This window comes from Microbacterium sp. (assembly GCF_047606685.1).
In the GTDB taxonomy this organism is placed as follows: Bacteria; Actinomycetota; Actinomycetes; order Actinomycetales; family Microbacteriaceae; genus Microbacterium.
This window is the reverse complement of sequence record NZ_JASGEC010000056.1, coordinates 1-15,985: the sequence shown is the minus strand read 5'-3', so window position 1 is coordinate 15,985 and position 15,985 is coordinate 1. Positions and strand designations below refer to the sequence as shown.

Genomic DNA, 15,985 nt, shown 5'->3' with positions numbered 1-15,985 from the left:
GCTCGCGCGCCTCGGCCACGCGGGCGCGCGCCGTGCGGGTCGACACGCGCTCGCCGGGAGCGCGCGCCGCCTCGGCGACCGCCACACGCGTCAGCTGCAACTCGATGTCCACGCGGTCAAGCAGCGGCCCCGAGAGGCGCCCGAGGTAGCGGCGGATCGCCATCGGCGGGCACTCGCACGCCGCCCCGCGCACGCCGTAGTTGCCGCACGGGCACGGGTTGGTGGCGAGCACGAGCTGGAACCGGGCGGGAAACGACGCGGTGAACCCGGCGCGGTGGATGACGATCGAGCCGGTCTCGAGCGGCTGACGCAGCGCATCGAGCGCGTGTCCGGCGAACTCGCCCGCCTCGTCGAGGAAGAGGACGCCGTGGGTGGCCCGCGCGATCGCTCCCGGCCGCACGAGCCGCGACCCGCCCCCGACGAGGGATGCCACGCTCGCGCTGTGGTGCGGCGCCTCGAACGGCGGGCGTCTCACCAACGTTTCGACGGGGTCGCCGGAGAGCGAACGGATCGAGGCGACCGCGATCGCCGCCTCGTCGTCGAGCTCGGGCAGGATGCCGGGCAGCCTGCTGGCGAGCATCGTCTTGCCGGCGCCCGGCGGGCCGCTCATCAACAGGTGGTGGTCGCCGGCTGCCGCCGTGATGAGCGCCTCGACGGCCTCGGGCTGCCCGATGACGTCCGCCAGCTCGAGCGTCTCCGCGCCCGGCCCGGACGCGACCGGGCGCGGGACGGCCTCCAGCGACAGCTGTGGCGCGTCGGCGCCGTGCCACCGCACGACGTCGGCCAGGGAGGTCGCTCCGAGCACCCGCACACCGTCGACGAGAGACGCCTCGGCCGCGTTGGCGTGCGGCACGGCAACGCGCTCGAACCCCGCCCGCCGGGCGGCGATCACGGCCGGGAGCACACCCGGCACAGGACGCAGGCGCCCGTCGAGCCCCAGTTCGCCCAGATGGACGGTGCGCGCGAGCGAGCCGGGGTCCATCGTGCCGTCGGTCGCGAGGGCCGCGACAGCGATCGCGACGTCGAATCCGGAGCCGTGCTTGGGCAGACTCGCCGGCGACAGGTTGACGGTGATGCGCCGCCGCGACAGCGGCAAGCCGCAGTTGGCCGCCGCGTTGTGCACACGCGAGCCCGCCTCGCGCAAGGCGCTGTCGGGCAGCCCGATGATGCGGAAGTCCGGCGTCTGGTTGGACTGGTCGGCCTCCACCTCGACGAGTGCCCCGTCGATTCCGGTGAGCGCGACCGCCCACGTGCGCGAGGCGGTCACCGCAGGTCCACCACGTGCTCGACGCGGGCCGTGCGCGGATCCGGCCCGATGACCGCGATGGCGTCGATCCGCACGTCACGGCCGCGCGCGACATCCGGATGCGCGACCGCCCACGCCATCGCGAGCGACCACAGCCGGGCGCGCTTGCGGCGGTCGATCGCCTCAAGCGGATGCCCGTAGCCCAGGCTGCTGCGCGTCTTCACCTCGACCACGACCAGCTCGTCCCGGTCGAGGGCGACGATGTCGAGCTCGCCGTCGCGGCAGCGCCAGTTGCGCTCGAGCACGCGCCATCCCCGCCTCGCCAGGTGCGCGGCCGCGCGCTCTTCGCCCGCTCGGCCGAGCGCGTCTTTGTCTGCCATGCCACGATCGTGGCGGCGGGCGACGACTGCGCGCGGGTTGTCCACAGCCACCGGCTGCCCTGCCGCCCGAACGCGCCCCTGTGCAGGAACAGACGCCGCGAGAATCCGCGGGCGCCTAGGATGGAACCACCATGGATGACGACGTCTTCGAGGACTACGACCGCGAACTCGAATTGGCCCTGTTCCGCGAGTACCGCGATGTCGTCTCGCAGTTCCAGTACGTGATCGAGACCGAGCGGCGCTTCTACCTCGCGAACGAGGTCAACGCGGTTCGCCGCGACACCGAGCACGACTTCTACTTCGAGATCACGATGCAGGACGTGTGGGTGTGGGACATCTACCGCGCCGACCGCTTCGTCAAGTCGGTGCGCGTGCTGACGTTCAAGGACGTCAACATCGAGGAGCTGTCACGCCGAGACTTCGAGCTGCCCGAAGAGCTGTCGCTCGACGGCTGACCGCCCTCGGCCCCGGCGACCGGGGCTCCGACACCCGCGCTCCGCGCCGAGACCCACCTCACGCGCCGAAACTCGTGCCGCCAGTGTGGGTCTCGTCGCGCAGGACGGGTCCCGGCAGGCATCCCGGGTCCCGGCGGATGGGGCGGGTCCCGGCGCAGCGGGGCGCGTCCCGCGACGCTCAGAACAGCGGTTGGGCGAACGCCCACGACGCGCGGTGGTGCTCGGTGAGCCCGTGCGCCAGGATCGCCTCGCGGTGGTCGGGGCTCGCATACCCCTTGTTGCGCGCCCAGTGGTACGCGGGCTGCTCGTCGTGCAGGCCGGTCATCACGGCGTCGCGCGCGACCTTCGCGATGACGGATGCCGCGGCGGCGCTCGCGCAGTCGCGGTCGGCCTTGACGACAGGGCGCACCGTCAGGCCCGCCGCCCCCGCGGGCGTGATGTAGTCGTGGTTGCCGTCGAGCACCACGATCGCCGCCTCGGGCACGACACCGTGGGCCCGCAGGTCTGCGATCGCCCTGATCGCGGCCAGCCCGAGCGCGCGCATGATGCCGACCTCGTCGATCTCCCGCGCCGATGCCCAGCCCACGGCGCTCGCCTGCACCCACGACGCCGCGCGAGCGGCGACATCCTCCCGCTTCGACTCGGGCACGAGCTTGGAGTCGCGCAGTCCGCTCGGGATGCGGCGGCGCGCGCCGCGCGCGTCGACGACGGCCGCTCCGACGGCCACTGGCCCGGCGAGCGCGCCGCGGCCCACCTCGTCCAGCGCGATCACGATCGGCCGCTCGCGCAGCAGTCTCCGCTCGAGCGTGAGGCGAGGCTCGACGACCGTCACGGCGACGGCACGCCTGAGAACGCGTCGTGGTGGCCGTCGATGAGGCCGAAGCGGCTGAACGGCCACGTGATGAGGAAGGCGCGCCCCACGACGTTGTCCAGCGGCACGAACCCCTTGCCGGGCTGGTCCTGGTTGTACCGCGAGTCCTTGGACGAGTAACGGTTGTCGCCGAGGACCCACAGCGACCCCTCGGGCACCGTGATGTCGAACTCCAGCGTGGAGGCCGCCGATTCGCCGGAGGGCACCTCGATGTACGACAACTCGTCGATCGGTGTGTCGTTCACAGTGAGCTGGCCGATCCCGTTGCAGCACACCACGTGGTCGCCGGGAAGCCCGATGATCCGCTTCACCAAGTGGTCGTCGCTGTCGGGCGCGGACAAGCCGACCAGCGACAGCACCCAGTCGACGCCCTGCACGATCGCCGGGCGTGTGTCCTCCGCCGCGGGCGGGAGCCATCCGCCGGGATCGCGGAAGACGACCACGTCGCCGCGCGAGTATCCGCCAAAGCGTGGCGTGATCTCATCGACCAGGATGCGGTCCTGGATCTCGAGGGTGTGCTCCATCGACCCGGACGGGATGTAGAAGGAGCGGACCAGGAACGTCTTGATGAGAAACGACGCCACGAGGGCAATCAGCACGATCACGACGATGTCGCGCAAGAACGCCCAGCCGACGCGCTTGCCCTTGCCGTCGCCACCGGAAGACGCGGGCGGGTCGATCGCCGCCGTGCTGTCGGTCGTCATGTGATCCTTTTGGTCGGCCGCTCGGGCCACACCCACAAGCGTCGCACATCGACGGGTGGGAAAACGGTGAACACCCCGCCGCGCCGCGGCGGGGTGCACCAGGAGCGCGTCAGATTTAGCGCTTCTCCTTGATCTTGGCCTTCTTGCCGCGCAGCGCGCGCAGGTAATAGAGCTTCGCGCGGCGCACGTCGCCGCGGGTGACGACCTCGATGTGGTCGATCGACGGGCTGTGCACCGGGAAGGTGCGCTCCACGCCGACCTGGAAGCTGATCTTGCGGACGGTGAACGTCTCGCGCACGCCGTCGCCCGAGCGGCCGATGACGACGCCCTGGAAGACCTGGATGCGGGACCGGTTGCCCTCGGTGATGTTGACGTGCACCTTCACGGTGTCGCCCGGGGCGAAGGAGGGGATGTCGTCGCGAAGCGATGCCGCGTCGACCGCGTCGAGGATCTGCATGATCTTCTCTTCCTGCGGCCGCCACAGGTCGGCCACGTACGGTGATGTCAGGATGTCGTGCGCGTGGCGCGGATCTCAGATCTCGCGGCCGGCTCCCCTGAGGCAGAGCATTTCAGGCACAAGCATCCATTCTGCCATGCGGGCGGCCGCCCGCCAAAACGGCGTGGCTCAGGAGCCCGGCGTCCGCTCGGTGATGACGATCACGTCGGGGTCGGCAGGTTGGCGCGGCGGCGGGCCGTCCGGCGGCAGGTATGCCATGCCGCCGGCCGCTCGCAGCACGACCGGCCGCGCCTCGCGCAGCATCTCCCACAGCAGCAGCCAGAACAGGCCGAGCCCCACGACGATCGCCGCGATGAACAACGGCAGCCACGACGCCGGCGAGAAAAAGCCCAGCGCGATCGTGAGGCTGTGCCACACGGCGAAGCCCGCGACATCCCACCACGACACCGCGCGGCTCGCCCGCACGGTCCCCCGCGCGCGCACGAGCAGCGTGAACACGAGCTGGCCGACGAACACGGACGGGATGGCGATGAACAGCATCCACAGGAACCCCCAGCCGCTGGCGTTGAAGGCGATCCAGCCGACGAACAGCCACAGCGGCAGCAGGAGCGCCGCAGGGAACAGCCATCCAAAGAACGCGCGCCGCAACCACATGTGCTGATCGTACGCCGGTCAGACAGAATGGAGCCATGATCGAACTTCGCACGCCCGTCGAGATCGAGGCGATGCGGCCGGCCGGACGATTCGTCGCCGAGACGCTGGCGACGCTGCGCGACGAGACGGCCGTGGGAACGAACCTGCTGGCGATCGACCGGCGGGCGCACGAGCTCATCCGCGCAGCCGGCGCGCAGTCGTGCTACATCGACTACCACCCCTCATTCGGGGCGATGCCGTTCGGCAAGGTGATCTGCACGTCGGTCAACGACGCCGTGCTGCACGGGCTCCCGTTCGACTACGCCCTCAAGGACGGCGACCTGGTCACCCTCGACTTCGCGGTGTCGGTCGACGGCTGGGTGGCCGACTCCGCGGTCTCGTTCGTCGTCGGAACCCCGCGCGACGAAGACCTCCGCATCATCGACACGACCGAGCGCGCGCTCGCCGCGGCCATCGCGGCCGCAACGATCGGCAACCGCATCGGCGACATCTCGCACGCGATCGCGGGGGTCGCCCACGGCGACGGCTACTCGATCAACACCGACTTCGGCGGCCACGGCGTCGGCCGCGAGATGCACGGCGACCCCCACGTGCCGAACGACGGCAAGCCCGGGCGCGGCTTTCCGCTGCGCGCCGGGCTTGTCATCGCGATCGAGCCCTGGTTCCTGCAGACCACCGACAAGCTCGTGACGGACCCGGATGGCTGGACGCTCCGCAGCCTCGACGGCTCGCGCGGCGCCCACTCCGAGCACACGATCGCGATCACCGAGGAAGGACCGGTGGTGCTCACCGACCGGTCCTTCCTCGGCGTGGACTGAGCCGTCAGCGCTCAGTCGTCGTAGCCGTAGCGGTCTTCCCAGCGCTCCTCGACCCGCTCGGAGACGCTGCCCTGGGCGACGATGTCTCTGCCCGCGCCGCCGCGCACGCGGTCGGGCGCGCTGCCGCCCTCGACGAGGTCGTGGCCGTCCTGCCCGCTCAGCTTGTCGCCGCCCGACTCGCCCTCGAGGTGGTCGTTGCCGGAGCCGCCGTAGACGCGGTCGTTGCCGCGGTCGCCATCGACGACATCGTGGCCAGTGCCGGCGCTGACCCAGTCGTTTCCGGAGTCGCCGTCGATCTCGTCGTGGCCGGAGCTGCCGTACACGCGGTCGTTGCCGGAGCCGCCGTCGATCTCGTCGTTGCCGATGCCGCCGTAGATGCGGTCGTTGCCCGCGCCACCCTCGATCTCGTCGGCGCCCGCGCGGCCGCAGATCAGGTCGTTGCCGCCGCGGCCGTCGATCTCGTCGTTGCCGCCGAGGCCGACGATGACGTCGCGACCGGCGGTTCCGACGATCCGGTCCGCCCCGTCGGTGCCGACGATGGTGGCCGTCTGGCCGTGGCACGTGTGAGTGGCTGCGTGCGCGGGGGCCGCCGCGACGAGGCCGAAGCCGCCCGCGAGCAGCCCGGCGATGCCTGCTCCCGCCAGCCGGCGGGTGATGTTAGCGCGCATAAGTGAAGTCCTGTTCGCTCTGGAGCGGCCGATTGCCGCCCGCTGCGTCCATTCAGCCAGGCGCGAGTATGGCGCGTGTGAGCCGGGTGTGAGAGAGCTCTTACCCGGCTCGCTCACTCCCCCGTTCCGGCGCCGACCACGTGCACCCGCACGTTGTTGGTCGAGCCGGCGATCCCCGGGGGCGCTCCCGCCGTCACCACGACCTTGTCCCCCGGCTGGGCGCGGCCAGACGCGAGCAGCGTGTCGTCCATGAGCGCCATCAGATCGTCGGTGGTGTGGGCGCGGGGCACGAGGAACGTCTCGACGCCCCACAGCAGCGAGCTGCGCGAGCGCGTGCCGGCCATGTCGGTGAAGGCGAGGATCGGAACACTGTTGCGCAGCCGCGACAGCCGCCGCGCCGAGTCGCCCGACGCGCTGAACACGCAGAGGTACTTCGCCCCGACGAATTCCGCGATGTTCACAGCCGCGAGGGTGATCACGCCGCCCTGCGTGTGCGGGCGGGTCCCGAGCGGCGGGATGCGGGAGAGCCCGTGCTCCTCGGTGGACTCCACGATCCGCGCCATCGTCTGCACAACGAGCACCGGGTGCGCTCCGACACTCGTCTCGCCCGACAGCATGACGGCGTCCGCGCCGTCGAGGACGGCGTTGGCGACATCCGACGTCTCCGCGCGCGTGGGCACCGGGTGCTCGATCATCGACTCCAGCATCTGCGTCGCCACGATGACCGGCTTCGCCCACCGGCGCGCCAGCTCGATCGCCCGCTTCTGCACGAGGGGCACGGCATCCAGCGGCAGCTCGACGCCGAGGTCGCCGCGAGCGACCATCACACCGTCGAACGCGTCGATGATCTCCTGGAGGTGGTCCACCGCCTCGGGCTTTTCGATCTTGGCGATGATCGGGATGCGGATGCCTTCCTCCGCCATGATGACGCGCGCCCGCTGCACGTCCTTTGCCGAGCGCACGAACGACAGCGCGATCATGTCGGCGCCAAGCCGCAGCGCCCAGCGCAGGTCGACTTCGTCCTTCTCGCTCATCGCCGCGGCGCTGACGGCCACGCCGGGGAGGTTCAGGCCCTTGTTGTTCGACACCTTGCCGCCGACCACGACCTCGGTGCGCACGCGCACTCCGTCGGTGTCGAGCACACGCAGGCGAACCCGCCCGTCGTCGACGAGGATCGTGTCACCCTCGACGACGTCCTTCGCCAGCTGTGGGAACGTCGTGCCGACCAGCTCTTTCGTGCCGGCCACGTCTTCCGTCGTGATCGTGAAGACGTCGCCGGCCTCCAGCGTGTGCGGTCCATCGGCGAACCGCCCCAGGCGGATCTTCGGGCCCTGCAGGTCGACGAGGACGCCCACCCCTCGGCCTGTCGAGTCGCTCGCCCGGCGCACGTGGGCATATGTCTGCTCGTGCACGTCGTGCTCGCCATGGCTGAGGTTCAGCCGGGCAACGTCGAGCCCGGCGCGGACCAACTCCTCGACGACTTCGTACTCGGCAGTGGCCGGACCCAGGGTGGCGACAATCTTCGCGCGGCGCATAGGCATCCCTTCGCTGGAACGTTGCGACTACTCTGGCACGTCTTGGCCTTCGACGCGTGCCTGATCTCCCAGCAGGTCGGGCCGGCGCGCCCGCGTGCGTGCGATCTGCTGCTCGCGGCGCCACCGTGCGACCGCCCCGTGGTTGCCGCTGAGCAAGACGGGCGGGGCCTCGCGTCCTCGCCACACGGCGGGCTTGGTGTACGACGGGTACTCGAGCAGGCCGTCCTCGTGCGACTCCTCGACGAGGCTCTCCGGGTTGCCGACGACGCCGGGCACGAGGCGGCCGATTGCCTCGATCATCGCCATGGCGGCGACCTCGCCCCCGTTGAGCACGTAGTCGCCCAGGCTCACCAGCCGCACGTCGCCGAGCGTGGCCGCGTAGTCGAACACACGCTCGTCGATGCCCTCGTAGCGGCCGCAGCCGAACACGAGGTGGGATGCCGCGGACAGCTCCCGCGCCATCGCCTGCGTGAACGGCTGCCCCGCGGGCGACGGGAACACGATGACCGGGCGGTCCCCGACCCCTGAGCCTGGCGCGCCGTTCCCTGAGCCTGGCGCGTCGTTCCCTGAGCCTGTCGAAGGGCGGGCGAGCGCGTCCAGCGCCTGGCCCCACGGCTCCGGCTTCATGACCATCCCCGCACCTCCCCCGTACGGGGTGTCGTCCACCGTGCGGTGGCGATCGCGGGTCCACTCGCGCAGGTCGTGCACACGTACGTCCAGCAGTCCGGCGCCGCGCGCCCGGCCCAACAGCGACACTTCCAGCACGTCGAAGAACGAGGGGAAGATCGTCACGACGTCGATGCGCACGTCAGTCCCCCGTGGGTCCCTGGTCGTCGGGGGCGTCCTCGAACAGCCCCGCCGGCGGGGTCACCACGACGCGGCCGGCGGCGATGTCGACCTCGGGCACGATCGCAGCCACGAACGGCACGAGCACGTCGCGGTCGTCCTGCGCCGTGCGGACGACGAGCAGGTCCTGCGCCGGGAGGTGGTCCACCCGCACGACGCGGCCGACGGTCGCGCCGTCGCGCACCACGTCGAGGCCGACCAGCTGGTGGTCGTACCACGCGTTGTCCTCGACGGCGTCGGCCGCGGCATCCTGATCGATCCACAGGATCGCACGCACGACGCTCTCGGCGGCCGTGCGGTCGTCGACCCCTTCGAAGAAGACGACAGGATGGCTGTTCATCCACTTGAACTCGCGCACCGTCAGCGTCTTGCCGTGCCACGGCGAGGTCTCGGGCACCTGCAGGGTGAACACCGCGCCCGGCACGAACCGGCCATCCGGGTCGTCGGTGTACAGCTCGAGCTTGAGCGCGCCCTTGAGGCCGTGGGCCTTCACGAGCCGCCCGACGCGCAGCTGCGTCTTGGCCTCGCCCGGCTGCGACCGCGTCTTCGGTTTCGGCACGTCAGTCGTCTGCGACGTCGACGCGAACGCGCCGCCCGTCGGCGAGAGCCGACACGAGCGTGCGAAGGGCCTTGGCCGTGCGTCCGCCGCGCCCGATCACACGCCCTCGGTCGTCGGGGTGCACGCGCACCTCGATCACCTCGCCGCGGGGCGAGGTCGACGAGTGGATGCGCACATCGTCGGGGTGATCCACGATCCCCTTGACGAGATGCTCGACAGCGGCGGAAAGCAACGGCTTACTCGGCGGCGGCGTCGGCCGGGGCCTCGTCGGCCTCGGCGGCGGGCTGCTCGACGGCAGGCTTGTCCGCCTTCGGCTTGATGACCGACTTCTTCGCGTCGTCGGCCTGGAACTCGGCCTTGGACTCGGCGGTGCGCACTGTGGAGACCGCGTTCGGGTCGCCCGTGAAGCGACCCCAGTCGCCGGTCAGCTTGAGGATGGCGAGCACCTGCTCGCTCGGCTGGGCTCCGACGCCGAGCCAGTACTGCGCGCGGTCCGAGTCGACCTCGATGAACGAGGGCTCCTCGGTGGGGTGGTACTTGCCGATCTCCTCGATGACGCGCCCGTCGCGCTTGGTGCGCGAGTCGGCCACGACGATGCGGTAGTACGGCGCGCGGACCTTGCCCAGGCGCTTGAGACGGATCTTTACAGCCACGATTCTCCTGAAAGTGTGGAAGGCGGGTGAGGTCGCCTGGAGCGTGGGGTGCACACCCGGCGGAAGCTCTGGAGTGGACGGGAACCGGATAGAGGGTCGAGTCACCGCGTCCGACCCACAAGTATTTCACATCGAAACGGCCGTCGCGAACACCTCGGGCAGATGTCGACACGGGTCGCGATCGTCGCGAACGCCTTCGGCCAGTGCGAGACTGTGCGAATGACAGTGCCGTTCGCCGAGTCCGCCCGCTCCACCGTGGGGCTCGAGTGGGAGTTGATGCTCGCCGACGGCGAGACAGGCGACCTGGTGCCCCGCGCCACGGAGATCCTCGCCGCGCTGGAGGGCGCCTCGGACTCCGAGCGCTACACCGTGACCGGCGAACTCCTCACGAACACGGTCGAGGTCACCAGCGGCGTCGGGGCGACGATCACCGAAGCCGTCGACGACATCGTCGACGCGATCGGCGCGGTCCGGCGCATCGGCGACCCCGCCCAGATCGAGCTGCTGTGCGCGGGCAGCCACCCGTTCGCGCAGTGGTACGACCAGCGGGTGACCGACAAGAGCCGGTACCACCAGCTCATCGAGCGCACGCAGTGGTGGGGGCGCAACATGATGATCTGGGGCATCCACGTGCACGTCGGCATCGAGGACGTGCGCAAGGTCTTCCCGATCATCAACGCTCTGTCGGTCTACCTCCCGCACTTGCAGGGGCTGTCCGCGTCCAGCCCGTTCTGGGCCGGAGAGCGCACCGGGTACGCCTCCAATCGCGCGCTCGTCTTCCAGCAGCTTCCCACGGCGGGGCTGCCGTGGCCGCTGGCGGACTGGGACCAGTACGAGCGCTATCTCGACGACATGATCCGCACGGGTGTCATGGCCGACGCGACGGAAGTGCGCTGGGACATCCGTCCCGCGCCCCGATGGGGCACGATCGAGGTGCGCGCGTGCGACGGGATGTCGACCCTCCCCGAGCTCGCCGCCGTCGCCGCCTTCACGCAGTCGCTCGTGGAGCACTTCTCGCGCGAGCTCGACGACGGCAAGACCCTGCCGACGATCCAGCCGTGGTTCATCCGCGAGAACAAGTGGCGGGCCGCTCGCTACGGCCTGGACGCCGAGGTCATCGTGGACGACACCGGCCGCGAGGTGCCCGTGCGGGAACACCTCGTCGAGACCATGGAAAAGCTCCACCCCGTCGCTGTCGATCTGGGCTGCGCCCTCGAGTTCTCCGGAGTGAAGACGATCCTCCGCGACGGCGCCAGCTACGCTCGCCAGCTCTACGTCGCCGACGCCGCGGACGGCGACCTGCGCGAAGTGGTCATGCACCTCATCCGCGAGTTCCGCGCCGGCCCCACGCTGCGCGACCACTTGGCGTCGCTGACCGGCTGAGCCGGCGCCTCACGGCGCGGGCGGCGTCCACGTGGAGAGCCCGTGCTCGGTCTTCTGCCAGTAGTGCGGCTTCGTGATGAGCTCCCACAGCGCCTGGTACGAGGCAGCGGAGTGCAGCAGCCAGTAGACCGGATTCAGCACGGCCCACCACACGAGCCAGAACGCGCCGCGCTTGTACGGCCCCATCATGTTCAGGTACACCATGAGGCCGTTGCCGACCAGGAAGTTCAACAGGCACAGCCACAGCACGCCCACCGGGAACACGGACGACAGGTCGGTCAGCGGCACCACGATCGAGGCGATCGTCAGTGCGGTGAACGGGATGACCCCGAGGAAGGTCAGCGGAGTGCCGCCGATGAGGAGGGCGAAGGCGGCGAACCGGCGCGCGCCGATCGTGCGGATCAGCCGCAGCGGCCGACGCGCGTGCACGAGCGCGGTCTGCATGTACCCCTTGATCCACCGGCTGCGCTGGCCGATGAAGATGCCCATCCGGCTCGTCGCCTCCTCCATCGTCGTCGAGCCCACGACCCCGACGCGGTAGCCGAGGGCGCTCGCGCGGATTCCGAGGTCGGCATCCTCGGTGACATTGTGCGGATCCCAGCCGCCGAGCTCGCGCAGCGCGGAGGTGCGGAAGTGATTGGACGTCCCGCCGAGGGGAATGGGCAGGTCGGCGACATCGAGCCCCGCCAGCATGTAGTCGAACCAGTAGCTGTACTCGAGCGCGAACATCCGCGTGAGCACGTTCTCGCGGGCGTTGAAGTAGTTCAAGGCCGCCTGCATCACCACCGTCGACGACCCGGCGCGCGTGAAGGCGATGACGGTCTTCTTGAGCTGGTCGGGCTCGGGCGCGTCCTCCGCGTCGTAGATCACGAGGTAGTCGCCGCGCGCGAGGCGCAGTCCCGCGTTGCACGCGCGTGGCTTGGTTTGCGGAGACCCTTTGGGCACGGTCAGCACGATGAAGTTCTCGGGCGGCTCGGACGCCGCGATGGCCTCCCGCGTCTCGTCGTCCTCCTCCTCGACGAGGATGATCACCTCGAGCTTGTCGACCGGGTAGTCGAGGCGACCGAGGTTCTCCACGAGCCTGCCGACGATGCGCGCCTCGCGGAACACCGGGACGAGCACCGTGTAGATCGGCAGCTCGTCGTCGTCGAGCTCGGCGATTTCGTCGGCCGTGACGCGGTCGACGAGGTCGTATCTCGAGCCGCGGAGCGCGACGGTGAACTTGAACAGCGTGCTGGCCAGGAACACGACGCTCGAGATGGCCACGAGCGCGATCAGGCACGCCAATGGCCACAGCACCGCTGCCGCGGCGATGGCGATCAGAATGAGGATGCCGACGGCCTTCTGCCCGCGCGAGAGCACCGTCTTCGCCGACAGCAGGGGGTCGCGGCGGTGCAGGCCGTCCCCCGCCTCGTCGGCGACCTCGCTCCCGAACGCGCTCATGTAGGCGTCCACGAAGCGAGCCCGAGGCATCCGCTCCTCCCGCACGCGCGCGCCCAGAAGTTGCTCCAGCTCGACGCGGCGGTTCGCCGTCAGCCCGCCGCTGGTGGCCACGACCACGGCGTCGCCGTCGTGTGCCACCGGCATCCATCCCTCGCGGGCGTACCGCTCGCGCAGCTGGGGATCGAGCAGCGCGCGGTCGGGAACGAGGGCGCCTCCGCCGATCACGAGATGCCGCCCGCAAACACGCCGAGCCAGGTGTGGATCGCCTGCAAGTGCAACGAGCTCGTCCACCCGGCGACCCACAGCAGCAGCGAAGTCGCAATCACGAGCGCCGCGTGGCCACGCGTGGTCGCGGTGGGGACGACAGCGACGGCGAGCAGCATCATCATCACGAAGTTGTTCCCCGCGGTGCCGGGCGGGGTGAGGCCGACGATGAAGGCGAGCCCGGTCATCCCCGTCAGCAGCGCCGCCACGAGCCCGACGCCGGTGTGCCGGAGCACGATCGCGGTCGCGAGCATGAGCAGGGTCGGCGCGAAATACAGCAGCCCTTCGGGCATCATGAGCACGGCCTGCGCGTACTCCTGCGCGCGCTGCGGATCCCACTCGAGGGTGCCGCGGATCATGCCCAACGGCCCGCCGCCAAAGGCCATGCCGAGCAGCGACAGTGCGCCCAGCAACGCCAGCGTGGGGAAGACGACGACGACGGCGTTCGCGAGGCGGGCGCCTGGTCGGGATTGGATGATCAGCGCCCCGGTGGCCGCCGCGATGAGCGCCGTGAACAGGCCGGTCGAGTCGGAGAACGCGGAGCACGCGAACAGGATGCCGGCGCGGAAGCCGGCCTGCGTGTTGGCGTACGTGACGAATCGCACGAGGTCGAGCATGCCGAGGCCGAAGAACATCAGGCCGAGCGCCGCTTCGAGGTTGGTCGTGACGAGGTAGGCGAAGGCGGGGGTGGCCGCGAGCGTCACGGCGAACACGGCGCGGATCGGCGCCGCGAAGTGCTTGCGCTTCATCGACTGCAGCACGAGTTGGAGCGTCAGCCCGGCCACGAACGATCCGGCCAGGCCGAGCCCCAGCGCGCCGCCGGGAACGATGATCGCCACGATACTGGCGATCGGCGGGTACAACTCGGAGACGACGGAGACGCCCGGAGTGCCCCACACGATCGAGTCCACACGGGCTGACAGCGCGGCATTGGCCGTGCCCGTCCAGTCGTGGCGCGACACCGCGTCGTACGCCAGCGCGATCGCCGCGAAGGGCAGCGCCATGAGCAGTCGTGCTGCCCAGCGCGCGGAAGCCCGCCGCGGATACTTGTCGATGTGGCCCGTGCGGCTCTCGACGAATTTGGGCGCGTCTCGATCGTGGATCGCGCTAAGCGTCACCTGTCATCGGCCTGCATTCCCCCCGTAGCCCCGCGGTCCCCACGACGCATCCAGACTAGCCGACGTGCCAGCCGCGTCATCGATTGCCGAGCATCTTCTGCAGCTCGGCGAGATCGGTCTCGCTCGGCGGTGCCGCCGGTCCTGCGCCGAGGCCGAATCCCGACCCGGTGGGCGCGGCCGCCGCTTGCGCCGCCAGCCCCGCGTTCTCCGCGGCGCGCTTGGCGGGGTTTCCCGAGCGCGAACCGCCTCGGCTCTTGTGCTTGTTGCCGCGCTTGCTCGAGGCGCCGGGCTTGCCTGCGGGCCCCATGCCGGGAATGTTCGGCACTCCGCCGCGAGCCACGGTCTTCATCATCTTCGACGCCTGCTCGAAGCGCTGCATGAGCTGGTTGACGTCGGTGACCGTCATGCCGGAGCCGCGCGCGATGCGCAGTCGCCGCGAGCCGTTGAGCAGCTTCGGATTGCGGCGCTCTGCCGGCGTCATCGAGCGCACGATGGCCTCGGTGCGGTCGAGCTCGCGCTCGTCGATGTCGTCGATCTGCTGCTTCATCTGACCCATGCCCGGCAGCATCCCGAGCATCTTCTTCATCGAGCCCATCTTGCGCAGCTGCTGCAGCTGGTCGAGGAAGTCCTCGAGCGTGAACTGTTCGTTGGCGAGCTTCTCGGCGACCTTGAGCGCCTCGGCCTCGTCGAACGCGGCCTGCGCCTGCTCGATGAGGGTGAGGATGTCGCCGAGGTCGAGGATGCGGCTGGCCATGCGGTCGGGGTGGAACGCTTCGAGGTCGTCCAGCCCCTCGCCCGTGGACGCGTAGATGATGGGCCGACCCGTGACGGACGCCACCGACAGCGCCGCGCCGCCGCGTGCGTCGCCATCGAGCTTGCTGAGCACGACGCCGGTGAAATCGACACCGTCCTGGAACGCCTTCGCGGTGTTCACGGCGTCTTGGCCGATCATCGCGTCGATGACGAAGAGGACCTCGTCCGGCTCGGTCGCGCGGCGGATGTCGGAGGCCTGCTTCATCAGCTCGGCGTCGACGCCGAGCCGGCCCGCGGTGTCGATGATGACCACGTCGTGCTGCTGCCGGCGGGCGGCCTCGACGCCGTCGCGGGCGACCTGCACGGGGTTGCCGACGCCGTTGCCGGGCTGCGGGGCGTAGATCGCGGCTCCGGCCTGCTGCGCGACGACCTGCAGTTGGTTCACCGCGTTCGGCCGCTGCAGGTCGCACGCGACCAGCAGCGGCGTGTGTCCGTCCTTCTCGAGCTGCTTGGCCAGCTTTCCGGCGAAGGTCGTCTTTCCGGAGCCCTGCAGGCCGGCAAGCATGATCACGGTGGGCGGGTTCTTCGCGAACTGCAGGCGGCGCTGCTGGCCGCCGAGGATCGCGACGAGCTCCTCGTTGACGATCTGGACGACTTGCTGGGCCGGATTCAGGGCGCGGTTCACCTCGTCGCCGAGGGCGCGCTCGCGCACTTTCGCGGTGAACTCCTTGACGACCGGCAGCGCGACGTCCGCGTCCAGCAGCGCCCGGCGGATCTCGCGAACCGTGCCGTCGACGTCGGCGGGCGTGAGCTTGCCCTTCGTGCGGAGATTGCGAAAGGTCTCGGTGAGCCGGTCGGAGAGGGTGCCGAAAGTCGCCATGATGCCAGCGATTCTACGGGAGCCCGCTCAGCGGCGAGCCGAACGTCGGAGCATGGGCCCGTTGTCGGAGGATCCGGCGCGGATCCTCCGACATTCGCGCGATTCTCCGACATTCATGGCCTGTCCGACCCGCGGTCGGGTCCGAAAGCCGCATCGAGGGCCTCGTCCAGCGTCGACGCCAGCGCGGTGCGCCCGGGTCCGGCATCCGCCCACGACCACACCGCCGCCAGCACCGCGCCGGCAGCGCCCGCCCCGCGCACGTCCGCGGCGATCGGCGGCGCGCCCTCGCGTCGCGCGC

Annotated in this window: 18 protein-coding genes and 1 pseudogene; 3 read left to right on the top strand and 16 right to left on the bottom strand. The window is 70.4% G+C overall.

The annotated features are described in order from the left end of the window. Both QM611_RS06475 and QM611_RS06470 read right to left on the bottom strand, forming a co-directional pair. Nucleotides 1–1,267: YifB family Mg chelatase-like AAA ATPase (locus QM611_RS06475; RefSeq protein ID WP_415079090.1), on the bottom strand; the 1,267-nt coding region annotated here is incomplete at its 3' end. Next, the gene (locus tag QM611_RS06470; RefSeq protein ID WP_415079089.1) at nucleotides 1,264–1,626 is read right to left on the bottom strand and encodes a YraN family protein; all 363 of its coding nucleotides are present in this window, start codon (nucleotides 1,624–1,626) and stop codon (nucleotides 1,264–1,266) included. The genes QM611_RS06475 and QM611_RS06470, both read right to left, overlap by 4 nt. Before the next feature lie 131 nt (nucleotides 1,627–1,757). Here QM611_RS06470 and QM611_RS06465 point away from each other — a divergent pair, with 131 nt between their 5' ends. Then, nucleotides 1,758–2,081 carry a DUF2469 family protein gene (locus tag QM611_RS06465; RefSeq protein ID WP_415079088.1) on the top strand — a complete coding sequence of 108 codons (324 nt, stop codon included), beginning with the start codon at nucleotides 1,758–1,760 and terminating at the stop codon, nucleotides 2,079–2,081. A gap of 178 nt (nucleotides 2,082–2,259) precedes the next feature. Here QM611_RS06465 and QM611_RS06460 read toward each other — a convergent pair whose 3' ends face one another. The 4 genes from QM611_RS06460 to QM611_RS06445 all read right to left on the bottom strand — a co-directional run bounded on the left by QM611_RS06460 (nucleotide 2,260) and on the right by QM611_RS06445 (nucleotide 4,767). After that, on the bottom strand, nucleotides 2,260–2,913 hold the full coding sequence (locus QM611_RS06460) for a ribonuclease HII (RefSeq protein ID WP_415079087.1): 654 nt from the start codon (nucleotides 2,911–2,913) through the stop codon (nucleotides 2,260–2,262). Next, a complete protein-coding gene (gene lepB, locus QM611_RS06455) occupies nucleotides 2,910–3,656 on the bottom strand; it encodes a signal peptidase I (protein ID WP_415079086.1) in 747 nt (248 codons plus the stop codon). The genes QM611_RS06460 and lepB overlap by 4 nt, the downstream gene beginning before the upstream one ends. Nucleotides 3,657–3,771: 115 nt before the next feature. Beyond that, nucleotides 3,772–4,113 (bottom strand): 50S ribosomal protein L19, encoded by a 342-nt coding sequence (rplS, locus tag QM611_RS06450; protein WP_415079091.1) that lies wholly within the window; start codon nucleotides 4,111–4,113, stop codon nucleotides 3,772–3,774. Between the two features lie 168 nt (nucleotides 4,114–4,281). Continuing rightward, entirely contained in the window at nucleotides 4,282–4,767 is a 486-nt protein-coding gene (locus QM611_RS06445) for an MFS transporter permease (RefSeq protein ID WP_415079085.1), read from the bottom strand. Nucleotides 4,768–4,802: 35 nt separating this feature from the next. Here QM611_RS06445 and map point away from each other — a divergent pair, with 35 nt between their 5' ends. Next, nucleotides 4,803–5,585: a type I methionyl aminopeptidase gene (map, locus tag QM611_RS06440; protein WP_415079084.1), complete on the top strand. Its 783-nt coding sequence runs from the start codon at nucleotides 4,803–4,805 to the stop codon at nucleotides 5,583–5,585. Nucleotides 5,586–5,596: 11 nt separating this feature from the next. Here the strand turns inward: map and QM611_RS06435 are convergent, their stop codons facing one another. The 6 genes from QM611_RS06435 to rpsP form a co-directional block, all read right to left on the bottom strand. Next, entirely contained in the window at nucleotides 5,597–6,253 is a 657-nt protein-coding gene (locus QM611_RS06435) for a calcium-binding protein (protein ID WP_415079083.1), read from the bottom strand. Nucleotides 6,254–6,366: 113 nt separating this feature from the next. Further along, on the bottom strand, nucleotides 6,367–7,788 hold the full coding sequence (gene pyk, locus QM611_RS06430) for a pyruvate kinase (RefSeq protein WP_415079082.1): 1,422 nt from the start codon (nucleotides 7,786–7,788) through the stop codon (nucleotides 6,367–6,369). Between the two features lie 27 nt (nucleotides 7,789–7,815). Beyond that, entirely contained in the window at nucleotides 7,816–8,595 is a 780-nt protein-coding gene (gene trmD / locus QM611_RS06425; protein WP_415079081.1) for a tRNA (guanosine(37)-N1)-methyltransferase TrmD, read from the bottom strand. A 1-nt stretch (nucleotide 8,596) separates the two neighbouring features. Next, the gene (gene rimM / locus QM611_RS06420) at nucleotides 8,597–9,193 is read right to left on the bottom strand and encodes a ribosome maturation factor RimM (protein WP_415079080.1); all 597 of its coding nucleotides are present in this window, start codon (nucleotides 9,191–9,193) and stop codon (nucleotides 8,597–8,599) included. Between the two features lies 1 nt (nucleotide 9,194). Next, on the bottom strand, nucleotides 9,195–9,425 hold the full coding sequence (locus tag QM611_RS06415) for an RNA-binding protein (RefSeq protein ID WP_415079079.1): 231 nt from the start codon (nucleotides 9,423–9,425) through the stop codon (nucleotides 9,195–9,197). Between the two features lie 4 nt (nucleotides 9,426–9,429). Next, nucleotides 9,430–9,846 carry a 30S ribosomal protein S16 gene (rpsP, locus tag QM611_RS06410; protein WP_415079078.1) on the bottom strand — a complete coding sequence of 139 codons (417 nt, stop codon included), beginning with the start codon at nucleotides 9,844–9,846 and terminating at the stop codon, nucleotides 9,430–9,432. A 219-nt stretch (nucleotides 9,847–10,065) separates the two neighbouring features. On the opposite strand from rpsP, the gene QM611_RS06405 reads away from it, so the two are divergent. Further along, a complete protein-coding gene (locus tag QM611_RS06405) occupies nucleotides 10,066–11,229 on the top strand; it encodes a glutamate--cysteine ligase (RefSeq protein ID WP_415079077.1) in 1,164 nt (387 codons plus the stop codon). A 9-nt stretch (nucleotides 11,230–11,238) separates the two neighbouring features. On the opposite strand, the gene QM611_RS06400 is transcribed toward QM611_RS06405, so the two are convergent. The 4 genes and pseudogenes from QM611_RS06400 to QM611_RS06385 all read right to left on the bottom strand — a co-directional run. Next, on the bottom strand, nucleotides 11,239–12,897 hold the full coding sequence (locus QM611_RS06400; protein ID WP_415079076.1) for a glycosyltransferase: 1,659 nt from the start codon (nucleotides 12,895–12,897) through the stop codon (nucleotides 11,239–11,241). Beyond that, nucleotides 12,894–13,940, bottom strand: a complete 1,047-nt coding sequence (locus QM611_RS06395; protein WP_415079075.1) for a hypothetical protein — start codon at nucleotides 13,938–13,940, stop codon at nucleotides 12,894–12,896. The genes QM611_RS06400 and QM611_RS06395 overlap by 4 nt, the downstream gene beginning before the upstream one ends. Nucleotides 13,941–14,130: 190 nt before the next feature. Further along, nucleotides 14,131–15,687, bottom strand: a complete 1,557-nt coding sequence (ffh, locus tag QM611_RS06390; protein WP_415079074.1) for a signal recognition particle protein — start codon at nucleotides 15,685–15,687, stop codon at nucleotides 14,131–14,133. Between the two features lie 113 nt (nucleotides 15,688–15,800). Then, a pseudogene (locus tag QM611_RS06385) lies at nucleotides 15,801–15,985 on the bottom strand (hypothetical protein); the annotation flags it as partial.